This is a genomic window from Iodidimonas gelatinilytica (genome assembly GCF_008579125.1).
Taxonomy (GTDB): Bacteria; Pseudomonadota; Alphaproteobacteria; order Sphingomonadales; family Rhodothalassiaceae; genus Iodidimonas; species Iodidimonas muriae.
On the sequence record NZ_BKCL01000014.1, the window covers coordinates 1 to 17,966 of the forward strand.

The window sequence follows — 17,966 nt, forward strand, 5'->3', positions numbered from 1 at the left end:
GGCGGCGCGGCGTGGCGGGTGGTGAACCCGCTGATATCCGCCGATCGCCGGGCGGGTTCCACCGAGTCCGGGTGCGCCTGGGTGCGCGGTTTGAATGCGCTGAAGTCCGGCATACCGCCGACTTGCGCCTCCGTATCGTCGGCGATGTCGAGTCCGCCGCGTTTGCGTTCCTCACTCATGACACCCCCCATCCTCGGTTGGCGTGCGCTCATGGACAAAGGCGACCACGGCCTTGGCCAGGGCCTCGGCGTTGTCGATGGCGGCGCGGGGATTGTGGACTTCGTTGTCCTTGAGGTCGTAGATCGTGCCACCCAGTTGGATGATGGCGCGGAACGCCGCCCTTTCCACCATCTCGACGGCCAGCACGGGAATGCCGTTTTCCGCCAAAATCCGGTCGATGTGCCGAAAATCCCGGCTGCGCAGCGCGGGCGAGGTGCAGGTGTAGACCACCACGTAGGGAATGGCGCGGCGGTAGGCTTTGGCTTCGCGTTCGACCAGCTTGATGACACGGGCGGCCTGGTCCGCGTCCAGTTGACTGCCGCGCATGGGCACGATCACCAGATCGGCGCGCCCGATGGCGTAAGACACCGCGACGTTGGCCGAGCCTTCCAGGTCCACCAGAACGAACGGATCGCGGGCGGCCGCCGTATCGATGGCGTCCACGATGGTTTCCTCGGTGATGTTCGGCAGGACTGAGAGGGTGGCGGGGATGCGGTCCGGATCACGCGCCGCCCAGCGGGCGAGCGGTTGGTTGGGATCGGCGTCGATCAGAGTGACGCCGGAACTCCCTTTGGCGAAGACCTGGGCCAGGGCGAGCGCTGTGGTGGACTTGCCTACGCCGCCCTTGGAATTGGCGAATGCGATGACGGGCATTTGGACCTCCTAGAATTAAGCTATGGACAATAAAGAGACCGGATAGCGGCAAGTTCGAGGCTATTCGTCGAATACATGGCGGCTACCTTTCCGCTAATCGGTTGCTACCTACCGGATGGCTAGGGACTAGGTGTCGCCTAGGCGGCGACTATGTTGGGTATCGGCATGGGCTATTCTCCGGCTTTGATTTTTTCGATCTGGCGCGCGGCCTTGTCGGCGAAGCGCCGCTTGTCGTCTTCGGCGATGTCGCGCCCGACCATTTGCAGGACCACCAGGACGGCGCGCAGCAGGGCGGTTTCTCCGGGCGTGGCGGGGAACGCGCTGCCCTTGCCGTAGACTTCGGCGAGGGCGGCTTCGCGCAAGGTGGCGCGCATCCACGCGCTGGCGGTGACGCCCTGGCCCTCGGCGGCCTGTCCAAACAAGGTGATGTCCTCCGCCGTGGCGCGGAGGCTTATGACCTTCGACGCGCCGCTCATCGGCTCAACTCCTCATCCATACCCTTGCCCTGTTCATGAACCGGTTCGGGTGTGACCGAGGCCCGGTCAAGGCTTGGTGCAATATTTGGTGCATGATCCTGCGCGGCCTCCAGGGCGGCGATGCGCTCGCCGGTTTTCTCGGCCAGGGTCTCGGCGAGGCGCTGGCGGTCGTCGGTGACCAGGATGGCCTCATGGCGCGCCCGCGATATTTCCACGTAGAACGCCTTCTGGTGGGTGAGGTGGGGATGGGCGGATTGCATCACGCCGACGATCCTATCCACCGTGCGGCCCTGGAAAGCGTGCACGGTGGACGCCCAGGCATGATCGATGAAGCGCAGCGCCGGGGCGTCGCGCTCCAGGGTCAGGCGGTCGCCATCCTCCTTGACCAAGGTCACCCGGCCTTGTTTGTCGATGCTTTCCACGTCGGCTGTGGCGGAGTTGATCAGTCCAAGACCTTCGTCGTTGCGGGTGAAGCGGATGCGGTCGCCTTGTTGTAAGGACAAAGGACCGGAGCGCAGCACGTCGACGGCTTGGGCCACGCGCTGTTGGTTGAGGGACAACAGAACCGGCGCGCCGTTCTCGCGGGTGAGCGCGACGGTGTTGGTGGCCCCGTTGCGCCCGGCGACGTCGAGGACTTCGCCTTGTTTGATCTCACCTGCGTTGGCGCTCATATCACGGTTGAAGATCACCCGGTCACCCGGGAAGTAGTTCTTGGCGCGGCCTTTTTCGGCGGCGGTGTAGCCCGCTGACTTCAGGGCGTCGATGGCGATCTCGGGACCGCTGAGGCGGCCCTCGCGTTCCAACTGTCCGCGCACCAGGGCGTTGATCTCCTGGCGGATGGCGTGGGTGGGCGCGGCGATGCCGGTAGCATCGCGTTTGCCTTCCGGCAAAGCGTTCCAGGCCTCGAAAGCGGCCTTGGCCAGCGCCCGGTCCCACGCCCCTGGCTCGGACTTATCCGGCTTTTCGGCCTCGACGATGTTGCCGCCGATCTTGGCGAAGGCCTTGCGCACCTCGCCCGCGATGGCGGCATGGACGGCGGTTTTGAGCTCCGGGTTCTTCTGGCGGACGATCTCGTCCACCTTGACGGTCTTCATGCTGTGCTTTTGAAGCTGGGCGAAGGGCTTGCCCGCGTCCACGGCGTCGAGCTGCTTGGCGTCGCCCACCAATACCAGCCGGCCGGGACGGAGCGCGCCTACGATGCGGAACAGGTCGCGCACTTGCCGGGTGCCGGCGAGCGAGCTTTCGTCCACCACGATCAGCTTGTTGCGGTATTCCTCCCGGACGCGCGCCAGCCCTTCCTCGGTGCCGCGCCCGTGAGCATAGCCGTCGAAGCGTCCGAGGAATTTCTGCAAGGTCTGCGAGGCGATGCCCGCCTCTTGCGCGAGGGTCTTGGCGGCGCTGGCCGAAGGGGCTAGCCCTAACACCTCGTAGCCCTTGTCCTCGGCCAGTTCGCGGGCGGCGTTCAGCAGCGTCGTTTTGCCCACGCCCGCGTAGCCCTGGATGCCGACGATCCGATCCGTACCGGACAAGAGCGCGCGCACCGCGTTCTTCTGGCCGTCGTTCAAGATGGTGTGCTCAAGGCCGCGGTTGATTTCGGGGAAACTCATGAAGGGCCGCACGGTGTTCTTGGCTGTTTGCATGGCGGCGATGGTTTCCCGTTCGGTTGCGATGGCCTCAATCGTGGTGACGAACTCCAGGCCCGCATGACCGGGATGTTTGGACGGGATCAAACGCGCATCGGCGGCGATTGCGGCGTCCAGGGTGCGGGGGCGGAACTGCCCGACGCCGTAGCCGTTGGCGGTGGTGCGCAGGTCCGACAAGCTGAAGGTGCTGGCGCGTTCCGAGAGGTGGCGGATCCCATAATCGACGGCTTCCTGGGCAAGGCGCAGTTCCTCTCCCTTGTCGGCGCTCACCGGCTCCATGGAGGGAATGCGTTTGTCGAGGCCGAGCTTTTCCCCCCGTTCGCGCCACCCCTGGTGCAGCACGGCGCGGTCGACGGTCGTCTTGTGGTCGCGGGTCATCAAGGTGGCGACGGCGGCGGTCTTGGCGTTTTGATGTTCATAGCCTTCGAGCGCCGCGCGGATGTCGCGCGACCGGGTGGAGAAGGTATCGAGGACGGATTTGGGCACGCCTTTGAGATCGAAGCGCCCGTCCATGTGGGTGCGCTCGACCTCGTAGCCCAGTTCGCGGACGTTCATGGCCAGTTCGGCGCGGTACATGGCGCCCAGTTCCATCTTGTGATGAAACAGGCTCGCCCCTTCGATGGAACGCCACTTGCCGTCTCCTCCACCGTCCGGCGAGGGACGGGTCATGTTGGCGATCACCGCGTGGGTGTGCAGATGCGGGTCCTGGTTGCGGTTGACCTCGTGGCGGAACAGGGCGGCGATCATATCGAGGTCGCGGGTGCGCACCTGGGTGCGCGAGGCGGCATCCCAGACGCGAGTTTCGAGGACGCTGCCCTCGACGTGATCGAGCACCGCGCGCACCGCGCGTTCGTGGGCCTCGATCAGGCGCTCGTCTCCGGCGACCAGGGCCATGACCGAGACGCTCTTGGGCGCGGAGAAGGTCAGGTCCACCCCGGCGCGGTGTTTCCATTCGCCGTCGACCACGCGCCCGAGGCGGCGGCCGTCGGGGGTGTTGCCGTCAAGCACATGCTGGAAGCTTCCGGCGTGACGAAGCCTTCGAGGTTCGCCGCCGCAGCGCCCTTGCCGTGCCATTGGCTGGCCGACTGGGCGTCCGGATCGCCCTTGGCGTAATAGCCGTCGGAATCGTAGTAGGTGGACATGCCCTGCGGCGTGGTGATGGCGTACAGCGAGAGCATCAGAAGATCAGCTCCCCGTCATCATCGGTGGGGGCGTCGTCAGGCGCGGGGGCATCGGTGCTGGCGGGCGGCGGTGCTGGCGGTGCCGCTTCCGTTATTGGCTTCGGTTCCGCTTTGGGCTTTTCCTTGCGAGGTTTCTTGTTCGATTGCTGGACGCTTTCGCTGGCCGCACGGCGCAGTTCGGTTTGCAGGCGTTGCTCCGGCTCCACGGCGGGCGGGGGCGTCTCGGGCCGTTCGACGAAGGCGCGGGCGGTCTCCTGGCGCGCTTTCGCCTGGACGGTGAAGCGCGTCACCGGGAACCCTTGGGGCAGGCGCAGATATCCGGTGAGGTCGGGAAGTCCCATGATCTCGGTGGGCAGCACGATGGGGCGCAGTTCGTTGCGCGCCGCCAGGGATACGCCGTCGCGCATCTCGTGCGCGCCGTAGGACAAGGTTTCGTGCAACTCGGTGGCTTCGGCGTTGCCGAGCGCCTGGGAACACCAGTCGGCGGTGGCCTTGTCCGGGGTGGAAAGCACCACCCGGGTGCGCGCCAGGCCTGAGAGCGTTTCCGCGCCGTTGGTCCCGTAGATGTCGCGCATGGCCGACCAGACTTGCAGGCCGAGCACGAAGCAGCCGCCGAACTGGCGGCTTTCGGCCATGCCGGGGTGCAGGCTCGGGATATTGTAGAGAGACGGCACCTCGTCGAGGATGATCCAGACCTTGCGCTCCCGGCTTTGCTCCAGGGACAAGAGCGTGTTGACGGCGATCTCAAGCCAACAGGTGATGAGACCTTTGACGCTTTCGTGCATGTCGCCGCGGGACGTCAGGAACATGAATCCGTCGCGCACGTCGTCCTCGATCCACTCGCGGATGGAGAAGGGTTGGGCGTCCCGATCATCCGGCAGGTGTTCCAGGCAGGCCAAGTAGGCGGTCATCACCGCGCGCACCGAGAGCGCCGTCTTGGGGCTTTTTTCGTCGATGATGGCCTGGGCGGCGGTGTTCTTGAGCAGCGCCGCCATGTCGGTGAGATCGATCTTCAAGAGCTGCGAGACCAGCCGCGCGTTGCTTGGTCGGCCCTCGCGGCGCAGGCCCTCGGCGATCTTGGAAAACAGGATGCGCGCCGCCAGCACCCAGAAGGGATCGACCATGCCCTTTTGTTCGGGGATCAGCGCCTTGGCCATCATCTCGAAGTCACTGGCTTTTCTTCCTTCGGAGAACACGCTCCAGCGCGGCGCGCGGGCGTCGAACGGATTGCACAGCACATCAAAGGCGGGATCGAAGAAGGCGCGCACGAAGCCGCCGGTCTTGTCGTAGACGATGGCCCGGTCGCCGTTTTTGCGAATTTGTTCGATCAGCTCGGCGATGACGGTGGTTTTGCCCGCGCCCGTGGTGCCGCAGATCAGGGTGTGGGTGGCGGGCGCGCCCACCGGGTAGGGGATGCCGGCGATGGAATAGGACTTATCCGTTGTCCTGTCTTTGGGGCGCGACGCATTGGCGGCCTTGATGCGGCGGGTAAGCTCTGGCGCGTCCAACAATTGGGAGCCGCGCAGGTGTTTGGCTTTTTTGAGATGGTGTCCGCGCCACAAAAACAGCGCGGCCAGAACCACGGCCACGATCACCCCGATCACCAAGCCCAGTCCCGCGCCTGAAAACATCAGGCTCTCCACCTTGTCCTTGGTGGCCGTCATGCCGGGGTGTTCGACGATGGCCCCGGTGTAAGTGACGTAGGGCTGCCAGGCGTAATCGTAGATGGTGATTTCCTGGGTGTATTTGAACGACGCCAAATATAAAAATTGCGCCCAATGCCAGACGTACCACTGGTAAACTTCGTGCAAGGACAGATTGATCGCCAGCTTTACGCCCATGACCAAGACCGCGACGCCGGAGACGATCCAGGCGAGCGTTTTGCCCACCTGCATGGTCATGCGGTATTCGTGCAGGGTCGTCTGGCCGCCGCGGATGAAGGAGCTGTTCCTCACAGGCGCACCCCGCACAGGTCGGGTGAAGAGTGAGAGGCGGGAAAGGGGAGGGGCGAAAGTCGGTCTGGAGAGAAAGGAGTACCGCCATGGGCACGAACGGACTGGTTGTCAAAACGCGCAAGAAGATGAACAGGATGATTGTGGGACTCGTCCTGCTGCTCGTCGTCGAATTTTTCGTCCTCGGCCCCATGATCGGTCCATTCGTATTCGGACTGATGATTGCCACTTTCATTGGCGGGCTCTGGCTTGGGAATAGACTTGTCGATCCTTTGCTCGAAAAGGGCGAAGAGGCAATTTTGACGGCTATGACGAAGGATAACGGGGAAGACCAAAACCATTAGCGCCGTCTCCGCCCACTGTGATGATCCCCTCCGGTGGTTTGTGGCTTGTCGTCATCTCCTCCGACCCACTTTTTTACTTCATTTATGGCCTCCCCCGGACTTTCGATGCCTGCCTTGAGCGCACCTTCCGGAAGGGATTGAGTCGCTCGGTCTTCCGTTTTCTCGCCCGTGGTGCGACGGGCCTTGTCCACTTCTCCTCCCAGTGCTGCCGCGCCGTTGCCCATCTGACCGCCGAGGCGTTCCACACCCGATTGCACTTCGGTCCGTTTGGCGTCGATGGCGTCCGAGGGCGCTTGGTCACGCAGGGTTTTTGCATCATTATCGAAACGGTCTTGCGCCGCCGCCCGTCCGTTTCCGTAGAGGCCCTGTTGCAGATGTTCGGGCGTGACGTCGGAGACCGGCAGGCGGTCGAGGTAGCGATCAATGGCCTCGTTCCCCCATTCTTGCGCCAGACGCGGATCGGCCTTGGCCGCCCGGTAGGCCTCGGCCATGTTGCCGCCATGGCGTTCCGCACCGATTTCCAGTGCGGTCTGATTGAGGTTGGCGTTGAAGCTGCCGCTGTCTTCCTTATAAGCGGTGAGCGCGTGCTCAAAGGTCTGCATGTCGCTCAGGCTTTCGCTGGCGCTGCGCTCGGAAGACTGGGCCTCGCTGCGGCTGGCGGTCATGGCGTTGCGCAGGTCGTTCAACCGCGATTGCCCCTCGCTGAAACTGAGGTTCTGCGAGGCGGCGTGGAGCTTGTCGAAGCTCTCGCGCACGCCGTATTCCTCGGCGATGGATTTGGCCTTGTCCCAGTTCTCCCGTGACACGCCCTCGGCCCGCCATTCGCCGCTGCCGGTGAGGTTGACGCCGGAGCCGATGATGCCTTTGAGCGGCGTGCCCAGGTCGACGGCGGCGCGGCCCAGAACGTTCAGGGATTGGGCTTGGCTCCACCCCGACGTTTCGCTCAGGCGCTCGGCGGCTTGCTGGATTTTGGAGGCGGCTTCGGCGACCGTGGAGCGTTGTTCCAAGCCTTGGCCCTGGGTAAACCCGTTTGAGCTTTGCAGCGCATTGGAAAACGCCATGGATTGCCCCAGGGACGCCCCCATACTCTCGGACGCCCGTTCCGCCTCGCTAACGGCATGGGAGCGGGCGTCACTCATGCGCTCTTGCAAGCCCTGTGCGACACGCGACCCCCAGGCCACGTTGAAGCCGGGATCGGAGAACGCCCGATCCTTGAAGATGCTCTCGGACCCTCCCGCGCCGAGCCCACCCCCGAGCCCTCCACTCCCAAACCCAGGTGTCCGGGTGTTCATCGCCCCGTCGTCCATGCGGCGGCTGACCATACCTGCGTCGATGAGCGCGTTGGTTTGTTGGCTGTTGCCGCGCAGGGTGTGGAAGCTGTGGTTGTCCAGGCTGGTGTTGGCGAGGTTGATGTTGCCCGACGTCCCTTCCTCCGCCGCCGTGCCCGCCGCGCGCTGGGTCGGCGCGAGCATGGAGGTGGCGAGGTGGGCGAAGCGGTTGGCCCCGAACATCAAACCTAAACCTAAGAACGGCACCGACATGGAGAGGTAGCCCGCCATGGCCGAGGTGTCTTGGACGATGACGCGCACGCCCAATTGCGTGACCATGGCGATACCATCCACGCCGTTCGGCGTCGCCCCGACGATGGACGTCGCCTTGTTCGCCACCTCGCCCATCATGATCCGGTGCAAGATGGCGTAAAGCGGCCCCCAGCTTTGCAGCCAGACGAAGCCCGAGAAGTAGCCCCGCAGGACCGTGATGCCAATCGGCGTGAGCATCATGATGAGCGCGATGGGGAACGCCCCGTAATACAGCGCCTCGAACACGATTTTCAGGATCGGCACCCACTTCTCCGCTTGCAGGCCGGTGGTGGTGTAGACCGCTTCGGTTTGCAGATCGGCGCGCGCCCGCATGTAGCCTTCGAGCGCCGCCGAGTTGCCCAGCTCCTGCGCCCAACCCTTGGCCGCCGTATCGAAAGCGTTGATCAACATCTGTTGCTGCATGATCGCGCCCGCGTCGCGGGATGCGCCTATCAGATATTCGTGCGCGATGGGAAGGCGCGACAACAGTTCCGCCCGCGCGGTGGCGGCGGGCACGCCGGGAAACAGCCGTGCGCCGAAGATCGACCCGGCCCGGTCCAACTCCTGCGGCCACTGGCTGCGCAACAACCCGATGCCGGTTTCGCAAGAAACGATGTCGCGTTGCTCCCCGCCGCCGACACCCAGCACGCTTCGGTATTCGAAGTGCCGCAGGGGCGAGCCCGCCGTGGCCTCGATGGTGGCCCACAGATCGTCGGAGGTCTTCAAGGTGTCGAGATCGATTTGGCCCAACAGGATGCCGTAGAAGACGCATTGTTGGACGAAGCGCGTCATGTTGCCCGCATAGCGGCTGTCGGTGATCTGCCACTTGGTGGCTTCCTTCATCAATCGCGCGCCGAACAGCATGCCGGTTTCCTGGTAGCGCAGGTCGGTGGGCAGGCTGAAGGTGGCCTCGCTCAAGCGCGTCAGGCCGTCGCCGATGTCGCTGGTCATGGAGGCGAAAGCGGCCAACCCATAGGGCACGTTGGCTATGGTCGCGGCGGGCAGCGCCGGGGTGAGGCGGTCGGTCACATGCACGTCCACCCGGGGCGTGAACAGGGCCAGGTAGATGGCGAGGAACGCCGCGTACCACTTGACGTTGGCCATCCACGATCCGCCGAACGCGGTCTGGAACATCAGCCACAGCAGCGAGAACGCGGCGGCCACGCGGATCAGGTTGGCGAACGCGCTGCCGCCGGACAGCGCCGCCACGGCGTTGAAGATGTCGACCAGATAGGACCCGCCGCCCTGGGTGAAGACCTCGTACATCGCCGCTCACTCGCTTCCGTTGATCCAGCCGATGTTGCCGCGCATGTGGGCGGACATGTTGCCGATCAGGTGTTGTTCCAGGACGCGCACCGAGTCCACGATGTTGACCGCCTTGGTGAAGTTGTCCGACACCCCGGCCATCTTCTCGCGCAGCGTCCGCTTGGCCGTTTGCAGGCCGTCCCGCCAATCTTTCAGGATTTGATCGTCGGCGAGCGCCAGGCCCGCGCCGCCCTTTTCCACCTCGTCCAAGAGATCGCCCGCGAAGCGATAGAGGATGTCGAGCGCGATCAGGTCCGCGTACTGCGGAAGCGACAACGACGAAAGTCCGCCCTGATAGGCGCTCATGACGTTGACGATCTTGTAGACCGGGATGGTGGTGGCGTTGAGCAAAGCCTGCTCGTCCACGGTCAAGGCGCCGTCCGTATCGATCTTGTCCTGGATGCTTTCCAGCACGCTCCGCACCCGCTCCGTAAACGCCCCCGCGGCGGGTACGGTCAGGTTCGCCGACGCATTGACGCTGAGGCACTTGTCCGCGTCGACGCAGCGGTTGATGGTGGCGGTGCCGCCGCCCAACAAGACGGCGAGCAGTTGATCGGCACCGGCCTTCTGTCCGTAGTATTGGAACTTGGGCGCATCGTCGTCGTTGGCCGGCGCGCGCACCACCACGGTTCCGGCCAGGGTCATGATCAACTCCGAAAGATCGCGATCCCCGGCGAACAGCGGATTTTTCTTCGCCGCCTCCCAGGCGATGTTGATATCGAGTGGCAATTGATCGCGCATGGCGCCGGAGGCGTTGCCGAGCGTGCTTTGCCGCCGCCCTTGAGAACCGCACCCATGCCGCGCCGCCGCGCGGTCGGTGAAGATGCCGCTGGAGTTGCCCAGGTCCTCGCAGATCACCCGGCTGGCGGTCTCGCTCCGCGGCCACAGCCCGCCGACGACGCCCTTGGCGGCCTCGCAGGAGTTCATGTTGAACTGGTTGATGCGCTGGATCCAATCTTGCAACGTGCCGATCTGCTCGGCGATCATGGGCGAGATGGTCTCCAAGGCCAGCTTGAAGGAATAGGCCACGGCGTTGTTGCCGATGGATTTCATCAAGGCCACCAACTCGTCGGAATTGATGAACGAAAACCCGCCCGCGAACAGATCGATGCCGCCGCACCCGGCCCGGTAGGACGGTAGGTTGACCGTGGCGATCGTGGTGTTGCGCGACGGCGTGCGCATGAACAAATTGCCGCCGGTGTAATAGCCCGCCGACTGGCCCATGTAGGCCGAAGGACCGGTGGCGTTGGACACCCCGATACCGTCCCAGAACTCCGTCATGGCCCCGGCCACATCGGCGCGCGCAGGGGCGGCGAGTGCGATCGATGCGATGAGTATAGGCGCTGCATACTTGAAGGCTTTTGCGGGCTCTGCCCGCACCCGCCAAAGGCCTCGGGCCTTTGGAAACCACGTATTGTTATTGTTCATGACTGGCCTCGATAGCTGCGGCGATCCGGCGCTCCAGGTGTGCGGGCGGCAGATAGCGTGATGTGATGGGCGCTAACGCGCCGGTGGTTGGGTCGAAAAGCGCGAGGAAGGGAACCCGTTCGATGCCGAGTGTTTGCGCTTGGCCATGGTCGCGGACGGTTCCGGGCCACTCGGCGAAACGGCGGTCGTCCAGGGTGACGGGCAGCACCGCTAGACGATAATGATCGGTCACAGCCTTGAGCGAGGTTGAAAACGCGCGGCTCGCCGCGCAATCGCTCCGATAGACGAAGATTAACCCGACCTGCTCGCTGGCTTGCGCCGGCACTGCCAATAGGCACAGCATCAAACTGATGGGATACAAGGGGCCAAGCCCCTTGGCGGGTGCGGGCAGAGACCGCAAGAACCTACTCATCACTAACCCCCTTCGCCAAAATCCGCTCCAGTCTCACCCGGCAGAACTCGTGCAGGACGGCGGCGTCGCGGGTGGCGTCGAAGGGGTCGCGCTCGCAGGCCATGCGCCAGTTGCGTTTGAGCCAGAAGGACACCGTGGGATCGCGGTCCAGTTCGTCCGGCGTCGGGGGTTTTGCGGGCGGGGTGTTGGGATCAGTAGTCATGGCCGACCTCCACTTGGGTCAAGACGTAGATGCGCCGTTCCAACTCGTCGGCAGCAAGCGCCCCGAAGCCGACGGGGATGACCGCGCCTTGGGCGGTGTCGAACAGCGCTAGGGCGGGCAGGTGTTCGCCGGTGACGCCGAGGCGCGCGGCCTGACCGGTGTCCGTGACGGCGTCTGGGAAAGCGGATGATCGGCTGCCGTCCAATGACACCGCCATGGTGTGCAGGCCGTGGGTCTCGGTGAAGGGCTTGAGCGCCGTTTCCATGGCGCGGCATGGCGGGCAGTCGCCTTTGAAAAAGTAGAAGACGCCGTAGCGTTCCGGCAACGCGGCGAGGACCTGAGCAGCGTCTTGTTTGCGGGCGTCCGACCAAGCGCGTTTGGCGAGCGCGCCGGTGGGGCGGACCAAATCGTAATCGAGGTCGGGGTTTTGCCACACGGTGCGCCGCCATTGATCGGAAAACACCGAGGCGCGGTCGAGCTGCTCGCGCTGGAAGCGGATGTAGGCGGCGACGTTGTCTTCCGTGGGATCGAGGATTGCCGTGGCCTTGAGGAGATCGAGCTTGTCGCGGATCGCCTTGATGCGTTCGCGGGGGTCGGGTGCGGACTCCGGCGCGGTATTGGGCGAAGGCGGCGTTTCGGGTTGCGCCGCCGGTTCCGTCTTCGCCGGATCGCAATAGAAGTGCCAACCCAGGGTCTGGCAATCCTCACTCATCACCCTGCGGCGCTGGCGGACGAAGCGGTCAACAAGAGCACGGCGGTCAAAGCCCGTTTCATTGACTTCCCCCGTAGTAACTGTCGATCCGTTGCTTGACCTTCTCGTTCATGCTCGCCCCGCTGGGGGATGGGCGGCGTTCAACATGTCGCCGTAAATCTCCGACAGATCGATGCGCGAGAAATCCACCCTCTGGATGTCCTCGATGGACAGGGGGCGGCAGTCGGGCGCTTCGGCGCTGCCCCAGCCCATGCCCAATTGCGCGCGGGCCTGTTCCTGGAGCACGCGCGCGAACAGGGAGCGGAAGGTGCAGTAGCTTTGCTTTTTGGTGACGCAGCCCAGGATCGGCACCTTGTTGGCGCAATAATCGCCCACATGGTGGGCCAGCTTGGCGGCGCGGCGTTCGCCGAGGATTTTCTCCGACGACGAACAGCCGAACCAGTCGAGCAGCCAGCCGTCTTCCGAACAGCAGTTCTTGCTTCCAAGTGGCCAGCGCGAGCAGGTTTGGCCCTCGCCCCTGAACAAGGTGACGGCGTCCGGATCCTTCTCCTTGCCCATCTGGGTGAGCAGACCTATCCAGGACGCGGCTTTGCCGAAGTCCTGGTTCGGCTCCGACGATCCCAAGCCGTCGCAAAGTCCGTCCGGGCAATAGAGCGCGCTGCCGCAGCGAAGCGGGGTGGCGTCTCCGCGCTCCGGCGTGCCATCGGCGATGTCTTCGAGGGAAATCCCGCTGCCACTCTTGGCCGCCGCGCAGCGGAACGTGGCGGTCTCTTGCAAACAGACGCCATCGGAATCTGTCCCTGAGCATTCCACGCCGGTTTGCGTGCAGTTCGGATCGCCCGATAAGGGGGCGCAGGCGCCGCCCGGTTTGGCGTCGGGACAGGAATAGACGATGCGCTTCTCCCAACACTCGCGGCTGATGGTGAAGCCCTGGATGGTCTGTTCGGCTTCGCCCACGGTGCACAGGGTGGAGACGGGAACGCAGCCGCCGGGCGCGGCTTGGGCCGTAGTCGCCGGTATGGACAACAAGGCGATCAGGACCATAAGGCGTCTCATCGGCAGGTCTCCTTCCACTGGTCGTCCCAGGCCTTGCAGCAGCGGCTATCGGTGTCGAGTTTGAGCCACAGGTTGCCATGGGCCACGGCGTTGAGGCGCGCGCGGAAGATGTTGAGGCCTTCCTTGAGATACGGGCGCAGATCGAAGTTGAGGTTCCGCGACACCGGGCGGTTGATGATGTGGCAGCCACCGCAGGTTTGGGGCTTGGAATATTGCCGCCGGTCCAGATCGGTGAACACGGGCACGCCGTTGAAGGTGATCTCGACGAAATCCTCGTATTCCAGCCGTTCCAGGATGAAGCGGTTGACGTCCTTGAGGTTGACGTCGAATTGCAGTTCGGCGACGTAGTTGTGTTCGCGGGTGGGGTTGCCGTGGTCGGGGATGGAATCCCGCGCGCGCTTGCCGATGTACATGTAGCGCGAACCGTCGAAACTGAACGGCATGATGCCGGTATGGGTGGCGACCAGCGTCATGCAGGCCGAGCTCACGTTGGTGCAGACCGGTTCCAGCACCTCGCGGCAGGCGTACTTGCTCTTGCTGGCTGGGGACGTGCAGGTATAGGTGTAGGCTTGCGTGGCCGCACCCGGCGTAACGTTCCCGCCGGTGCAGTCGCTGTAAGCCCCTTCCATGATCGACACGAAGTCGCCGGGGGTCTCTTCCGGCGTCTTGGCGTTGTCTGCCCAGGTCTCGCGCTCGTCGATGGGCACGTCGGGGCGACCGATGAAGCCGTCGGTGACGGTGCGGGCGGCCTTGCCATCGGAACCGGTGCCGGTGAGCGCGCGGGTTTCCGCATCGCCGTACATCTGGCCGTGGGCGTAGCCGGTCTCCGGTGGGGTGGTCCCCTGATAGCCGGGCACCACGGACGGATCGGGCAACGGGTCGGCGCTCGCGTCAGTGATGGCGGTGAAGGCGAATAGAAGGGCGGCGAGGAAAAGGAATGTTCTCATGGCGCACCCCTCAGTCGGCCGAGCAGCCCCTGGGCAATGCTCTTGTTGTCGCCTTCGCGCGCGATGGTCTCCAAGGCGGCGGCGAGGCTCATGTTGCCCGAGATCTTATCGACGCTCTCCGCTCCCACGACGACGAAGGCCGGGACGGTGGTGACGCTATGTTCAGTGAACAGCCGGGGATCGACGGAGAAACCGGGGCCGTGCTCGCGGGCGAGTGTCCCGACCCGAAGCGCCGTTTCCTTGAAGCTGTTTTCGACCAGGCCGCGCAGCACGGTGACGCCGCCCGCTCGGGCGGTCTGTTCCAAGATCGCCTTCAGGCTGTCGTCCGGCATGGAGAAGGAGACGAAGGACAGCAATGAGGGCTTCGCCTTCGTCTCTAATGACGGCGCGGCTTGCTTTGTCGTCTTCTCCAACATCCGTTGCATCCAGGCATCCGTGTCCTCCTCAGCCTGGACGGCGGGAGCGGCAAGCATCAGAGAGAAAAGCAGGGTCATCCGGCACAGCAATTGCGTTTTCGCCATATCAAAAATCCAAAATCTTCGCCGGTGAGCGGAATCTCCTTACCGGCTTCATAAGGGACCGAGGACCGGCCCAAGGGGTTGCAGGCAAACGGCCCCGAGGTGGCGGCGACCGGGTTGGTCTGTTGGGTGCGCCATTCGGTTTTCTTGAGCACCGGGCGTGGCACCTTGCGGCACAGCGCTTCGGTTCCCGACGAGCCCAGCAACACGAACTCGCGGCCCAGCTTGTAGGCCATGCGCTCGGTCGCCATCAGCGCCGACTGGATCGATCCCACATGGCCCGAGACGTTGCCGCCCAGCGGATACATGGACCCTTGGCAGCCGCCGCACCAAAAGAGCGAGTCCAGCGGCAGGTGGGCCGAGGCGGCGACGCAGTCCGCGGCGCAAGCCGCCTGGGCGGCGGGGTTGGCGAACAGCACCGCTTCGGGGTTGAGTAGGAACGTCAGTTCGTCATCCAGCCACAGGGGATCGAGCTCGGTGATGTAGGCGATGTCGAAGCTGCTCTCGGTCATGCAAAGCGAGTCCGTGAACAGTTCCAACAGGGCGTAGATCGGGTAGACGTACCAATGCAGGTGCCAGTTGGCGTTGTGGGTTCCGCCCCCGCCGCTTGAGGTTTTTGTCTGTCCGGCACCAATCCCGGCGTCCAGTTCCAGCCCGCCCAGATTGACGAAGCAATAGGGCCGCTTGGTCACGTCCACCAGCCTTGCCGGTTCCCAAAACCCGATAGTGATGCCGATGCGCACGAAGGGCGGAACGGTTGTCGGGCAGGCGCAGAGAAGGGTGTCCGGGTTGGGCGGATCAGGGCGTTCGTCGAAGACGGTGATCGGCCCGATGGAAATGGGAAAGATGCAGTCCCAGCAGATATCCGTGATCGGGTTGACGAAGTTGCCGGTGCAAACCCCGGCTTTGACCGGATGTGGAGCCGCGATGAAGAGCAGGCCGGTCAAGATAAGGAGGGTGAAGGGGCGTTTCATCGGCCAAGCTCCCCACACAAGGGCTTGCTCAATGAATAGCTATAAGCTATGTTATTGGCATGTATGAAATAGCGTATAGCAAGAAGGCCCTGAACGATCTTCGAAGGATACCCGCCAACGAGAGGCGGCGTATTCAGGCCAAGATTGCTGATTATGCGAGCGATCCAACGGCGCACGCCCACCACGTCAAGAAGCTCAAGGGACGTGAGGGCTACCGGTTGCGGGTCGGTAAATGGCGCGTCATTTTCGACCTCGAAGGCCATGTCCTTGAGGTCTATGAGGTTGGCGCGCGTGGTAGTATCTATGAATAAGAGAGGTTTGTGATGACCCATCCGCAGTTTTTTGCCACGCCGGGCGGTGAGCAGATGGTGATCCTGCCGCGCGCCGAATACGAGCAGTTGTGCGAAGCGGCCGAAGACTTGGCCGACGTGCGCGTCTTCGATGAAGCCAAGCGCCGGTTGGCGGCGGGAGAAGACGAGTTGATTCCCGCCGCGTTCGCCAACCGTATCATCGACGGCGAAAACCCTGTGCGCGTCTGGCGCGAATACCGCGAGCTGAGCGTGAAGGACCTGGCCGCCAAGGCCGGGATCAGCGCGGCCTACCTGTCGCAGATCGAGGGCGGCAACCGCGAAGGTTCCGTCGCCACCATGAAGGCTCTGGCGGCAGCGCTCGACCTCGACCTCGACGATTTGGTTTAAGCCGGTCATCGCGCGTCCTTTCCGGTCTTCTTGCTGAGCGGAAACTCCCGGATGCGCAAACGCCGCCCGTCCTGGCTGACGGAGGCCGGAACCGCGGCGATCTGGAAGCGGCGGGCGAGCAGGCCTTTTTGATCGAAGTAGAGCGGGCGCTTGTGTTCGCGCATCAAGGCCAGCACGGGCCCTGCGACCAGCACGATCTTGGCCGGGCGTTTGATGCCCAAAGCCCAGGTGACCTGGGCCTCGTCCCGCCCGTCGACGAACAGCAGGTCTTTCGAGAGCGTCACGTAATCTAACGGATTGATCAGCGTGCCCGCCTTGGCGATGAGGCGGCCCTTGTCGTCTTGGATGTCTTTGGCGACGCGAATGCTCGGATCGAACAGGCGCGAGCGGTCTTCAAGCGCAGGGGCGATGCCCGAGACCGGCGGGGGCGTCTCCACATACGAACGGACCCGGCGCTCCGCATCCTTCTGCCATGCGTCCAAGCCACCGTTCCCAGCGAAGGCCGAAGCCTTGGCTTTGAGGTGCGCCAGCAGATCGGTCTCGATGATCTCCCATGTGTGTCCGCGCACGCCCAGATCCTTGGCCAAGGCTTCAGAACAGGGGAACGGCGCGGCCAATGACGCGAGCGTCAGGCACAAGGCCGAGGCTTTGATAACGGCTGTCATAACTGTCTCGATGGTTGGCGTGAACGAAAATGAATCCCGGTGGGATGATGCCGGGCGCGATGGGATGCAGGAGTTCGCCACGGCGCGACATCGTCTTGGCGACGCCGACGGGGCGTCCGTCGACCCAAACGGCGCGGCCTTCCACACGGATGGCGTCGCCGGGCAGACCTGCAACCTGTTTGACGAAGGGGTAATGACTGTTCACCGCTTGGGGCGGATCGAACAGGACGTAATCGCCCCTGTCGGGTTGGGTGCCGAGTAGGACCAGGAACACGGACTGCGGCAGGCTCTCGGTCTCGTTCCAGGCCAGACGGACATGTCCGCGCAGCCAGTGAACGCCAACGGCCGCCAGGACAAGTACCAGCATGCCGGTCAGGGCGATGCGATGAGAAACCGGCATCATGGCGTTAGTCCCTTCCTGACCGCCTCGGTGATGTCCTGCGCGCCGGCGATGACGGCGGGGGCGGGCAGGATGATCATGCGCTGGCGCGCGGCGAGACCTTGCAGGGCGCGGTCCAACTCGCGGGCGAAGGTTTCGGTGCGGGCGCGTTTGTCGTCGTCGGAAAGATCGCTCTCGGCGGTCCCGGCGATGAAGGTCTGCACGATGCCGTTCAGATCGACGGTGACGAGACGGGGCGCGGGATCGTACATGCGCCAAACGAACATCGCGGCGATGTTGGCGCCGACCAGCAGAAGCGCGATCAAGAATCCCCGGATCAGGGTGCGCAAGGTGGAAGATGAAGTGGGGTGCGAGGGGGCTTGAGATAACAACGGCATGGATCAGATTCCTCCGGCTGAGTGTTCGACCGCTTCCGCCAGGGACATGCCCTCGGCTTGCAGGCGGCGGATGGCCTCGAAGTCTTCGGCTTTGGACGAGTAGAGCTTGACCGAGAAGGGATCGAGCATGAGGCGGCCGATGGCGTAGCCGCCGGGACCGAGGATCATCACCTCGGAGTATTGCGAGCCGGAGCGCTTCAAGGACTTCATGTCCCGCTCCATG

Annotated in this window: 20 protein-coding genes; 3 read left to right on the forward strand and 17 right to left on the reverse strand. The window is 64.1% G+C overall.

The genetic code is table 11. The features are described from left to right. Nucleotides 1-171: 171 nt before the first annotated feature. The 4 genes from JCM17844_RS12910 to traD all read right to left on the reverse strand — a co-directional run bounded on the left by JCM17844_RS12910 (nucleotide 172) and on the right by traD (nucleotide 6,128). Nucleotides 172-873, reverse strand: a complete 702-nt coding sequence (locus JCM17844_RS12910) for a nucleotide-binding protein (protein WP_150001323.1) — start codon at nucleotides 871-873, stop codon at nucleotides 172-174. A 170-nt stretch (nucleotides 874-1,043) separates the two neighbouring features. After that, nucleotides 1,044-1,349 (reverse strand): hypothetical protein, encoded by a 306-nt coding sequence (locus tag JCM17844_RS12915; RefSeq protein ID WP_150001324.1) that lies wholly within the window; start codon nucleotides 1,347-1,349, stop codon nucleotides 1,044-1,046. After that, nucleotides 1,346-4,066, reverse strand: a complete 2,721-nt coding sequence (mobF, locus tag JCM17844_RS12920; RefSeq protein WP_150001325.1) for a MobF family relaxase — start codon at nucleotides 4,064-4,066, stop codon at nucleotides 1,346-1,348. The genes JCM17844_RS12915 and mobF overlap by 4 nt, the downstream gene beginning before the upstream one ends. 103 nt (nucleotides 4,067-4,169) lie before the next feature. After that, entirely contained in the window at nucleotides 4,170-6,128 is a 1,959-nt protein-coding gene (traD, locus tag JCM17844_RS12925; protein WP_150001326.1) for a type IV conjugative transfer system coupling protein TraD, read from the reverse strand. An 86-nt stretch (nucleotides 6,129-6,214) separates the two neighbouring features. On the opposite strand from traD, the gene JCM17844_RS12930 reads away from it, so the two are divergent. Further along, a complete protein-coding gene (locus JCM17844_RS12930; protein WP_150001327.1) occupies nucleotides 6,215-6,469 on the forward strand; it encodes a hypothetical protein in 255 nt (84 codons plus the stop codon). On the opposite strand, the gene JCM17844_RS12935 is transcribed toward JCM17844_RS12930, so the two are convergent. The 9 genes from JCM17844_RS12935 to traU form a co-directional block, all read right to left on the reverse strand. After that, complete coding sequence (locus tag JCM17844_RS12935) at nucleotides 6,466-9,315, reverse strand: conjugal transfer protein TraG N-terminal domain-containing protein (protein WP_150001328.1); 2,850 nt, start codon at nucleotides 9,313-9,315, stop codon at nucleotides 6,466-6,468. The genes JCM17844_RS12930 and JCM17844_RS12935 overlap by 4 nt on opposite strands. Before the next feature lie 6 nt (nucleotides 9,316-9,321). After that, nucleotides 9,322-10,782 (reverse strand): conjugal transfer protein TraH, encoded by a 1,461-nt coding sequence (locus tag JCM17844_RS12940; RefSeq protein ID WP_150001329.1) that lies wholly within the window; start codon nucleotides 10,780-10,782, stop codon nucleotides 9,322-9,324. Then, nucleotides 10,772-11,143 carry a conjugal transfer protein TraF gene (traF, locus tag JCM17844_RS12945; RefSeq protein WP_210431982.1) on the reverse strand — a complete coding sequence of 124 codons (372 nt, stop codon included), beginning with the start codon at nucleotides 11,141-11,143 and terminating at the stop codon, nucleotides 10,772-10,774. Before traF (JCM17844_RS12945) ends, JCM17844_RS12940 begins: the two co-directional genes overlap by 11 nt. Before the next feature lie 43 nt (nucleotides 11,144-11,186). Beyond that, nucleotides 11,187-11,396 carry a hypothetical protein gene (locus JCM17844_RS12950; protein ID WP_150001331.1) on the reverse strand — a complete coding sequence of 70 codons (210 nt, stop codon included), beginning with the start codon at nucleotides 11,394-11,396 and terminating at the stop codon, nucleotides 11,187-11,189. Further along, on the reverse strand, nucleotides 11,386-12,108 hold the full coding sequence (locus JCM17844_RS12955; RefSeq protein ID WP_150001332.1) for a conjugal transfer protein TraF: 723 nt from the start codon (nucleotides 12,106-12,108) through the stop codon (nucleotides 11,386-11,388). Before JCM17844_RS12955 ends, JCM17844_RS12950 begins: the two co-directional genes overlap by 11 nt. 108 nt (nucleotides 12,109-12,216) lie before the next feature. Continuing rightward, on the reverse strand, nucleotides 12,217-13,152 hold the full coding sequence (locus tag JCM17844_RS12960) for a conjugal transfer protein TraN (protein ID WP_210431983.1): 936 nt from the start codon (nucleotides 13,150-13,152) through the stop codon (nucleotides 12,217-12,219). A gap of 8 nt (nucleotides 13,153-13,160) precedes the next feature. Next, nucleotides 13,161-14,111, reverse strand: a complete 951-nt coding sequence (locus tag JCM17844_RS12965; RefSeq protein WP_150001334.1) for a hypothetical protein — start codon at nucleotides 14,109-14,111, stop codon at nucleotides 13,161-13,163. Continuing rightward, complete coding sequence (gene trbC, locus JCM17844_RS12970) at nucleotides 14,108-14,632, reverse strand: type-F conjugative transfer system pilin assembly protein TrbC (protein WP_150001335.1); 525 nt, start codon at nucleotides 14,630-14,632, stop codon at nucleotides 14,108-14,110. The genes JCM17844_RS12965 and trbC overlap by 4 nt, the downstream gene beginning before the upstream one ends. Further along, on the reverse strand, nucleotides 14,602-15,603 hold the full coding sequence (gene traU / locus JCM17844_RS12975) for a conjugal transfer pilus assembly protein TraU (protein ID WP_150001336.1): 1,002 nt from the start codon (nucleotides 15,601-15,603) through the stop codon (nucleotides 14,602-14,604). The genes trbC and traU overlap by 31 nt, the downstream gene beginning before the upstream one ends. Nucleotides 15,604-15,662: 59 nt before the next feature. Between traU and JCM17844_RS12980 the strand changes: the two genes are divergently transcribed. Both JCM17844_RS12980 and JCM17844_RS12985 read left to right on the forward strand, forming a co-directional pair. Next, nucleotides 15,663-15,914 carry a type II toxin-antitoxin system RelE family toxin gene (locus JCM17844_RS12980; RefSeq protein ID WP_150001337.1) on the forward strand — a complete coding sequence of 84 codons (252 nt, stop codon included), beginning with the start codon at nucleotides 15,663-15,665 and terminating at the stop codon, nucleotides 15,912-15,914. Between the two features lie 12 nt (nucleotides 15,915-15,926). Further along, nucleotides 15,927-16,301 (forward strand): helix-turn-helix domain-containing protein, encoded by a 375-nt coding sequence (locus JCM17844_RS12985; RefSeq protein WP_150001338.1) that lies wholly within the window; start codon nucleotides 15,927-15,929, stop codon nucleotides 16,299-16,301. A gap of 5 nt (nucleotides 16,302-16,306) precedes the next feature. Here the strand turns inward: JCM17844_RS12985 and traW are convergent, their stop codons facing one another. The 4 genes from traW to JCM17844_RS13005 are packed head-to-tail and all read right to left on the reverse strand — an operon-like array spanning nucleotide 16,307 to nucleotide 17,953. Further along, nucleotides 16,307-16,966, reverse strand: coding sequence for a type-F conjugative transfer system protein TraW (gene traW / locus JCM17844_RS12990; RefSeq protein ID WP_150001339.1), 660 nt, complete (start codon nucleotides 16,964-16,966; stop codon nucleotides 16,307-16,309). After that, the gene (gene traF / locus JCM17844_RS12995; protein ID WP_150001340.1) at nucleotides 16,893-17,369 is read right to left on the reverse strand and encodes a conjugative transfer signal peptidase TraF; all 477 of its coding nucleotides are present in this window, start codon (nucleotides 17,367-17,369) and stop codon (nucleotides 16,893-16,895) included. The genes traW and traF (JCM17844_RS12995) overlap by 74 nt, the downstream gene beginning before the upstream one ends. Continuing rightward, nucleotides 17,366-17,743, reverse strand: a complete 378-nt coding sequence (locus JCM17844_RS13000; RefSeq protein ID WP_150001341.1) for a TrbI F-type domain-containing protein — start codon at nucleotides 17,741-17,743, stop codon at nucleotides 17,366-17,368. The genes traF (JCM17844_RS12995) and JCM17844_RS13000 overlap by 4 nt, the downstream gene beginning before the upstream one ends. 3 nt (nucleotides 17,744-17,746) lie before the next feature. Then, nucleotides 17,747-17,953, reverse strand: a complete 207-nt coding sequence (locus JCM17844_RS13005; protein WP_150001342.1) for a hypothetical protein — start codon at nucleotides 17,951-17,953, stop codon at nucleotides 17,747-17,749. Nucleotides 17,954-17,966: the final 13 nt, after the last annotated feature.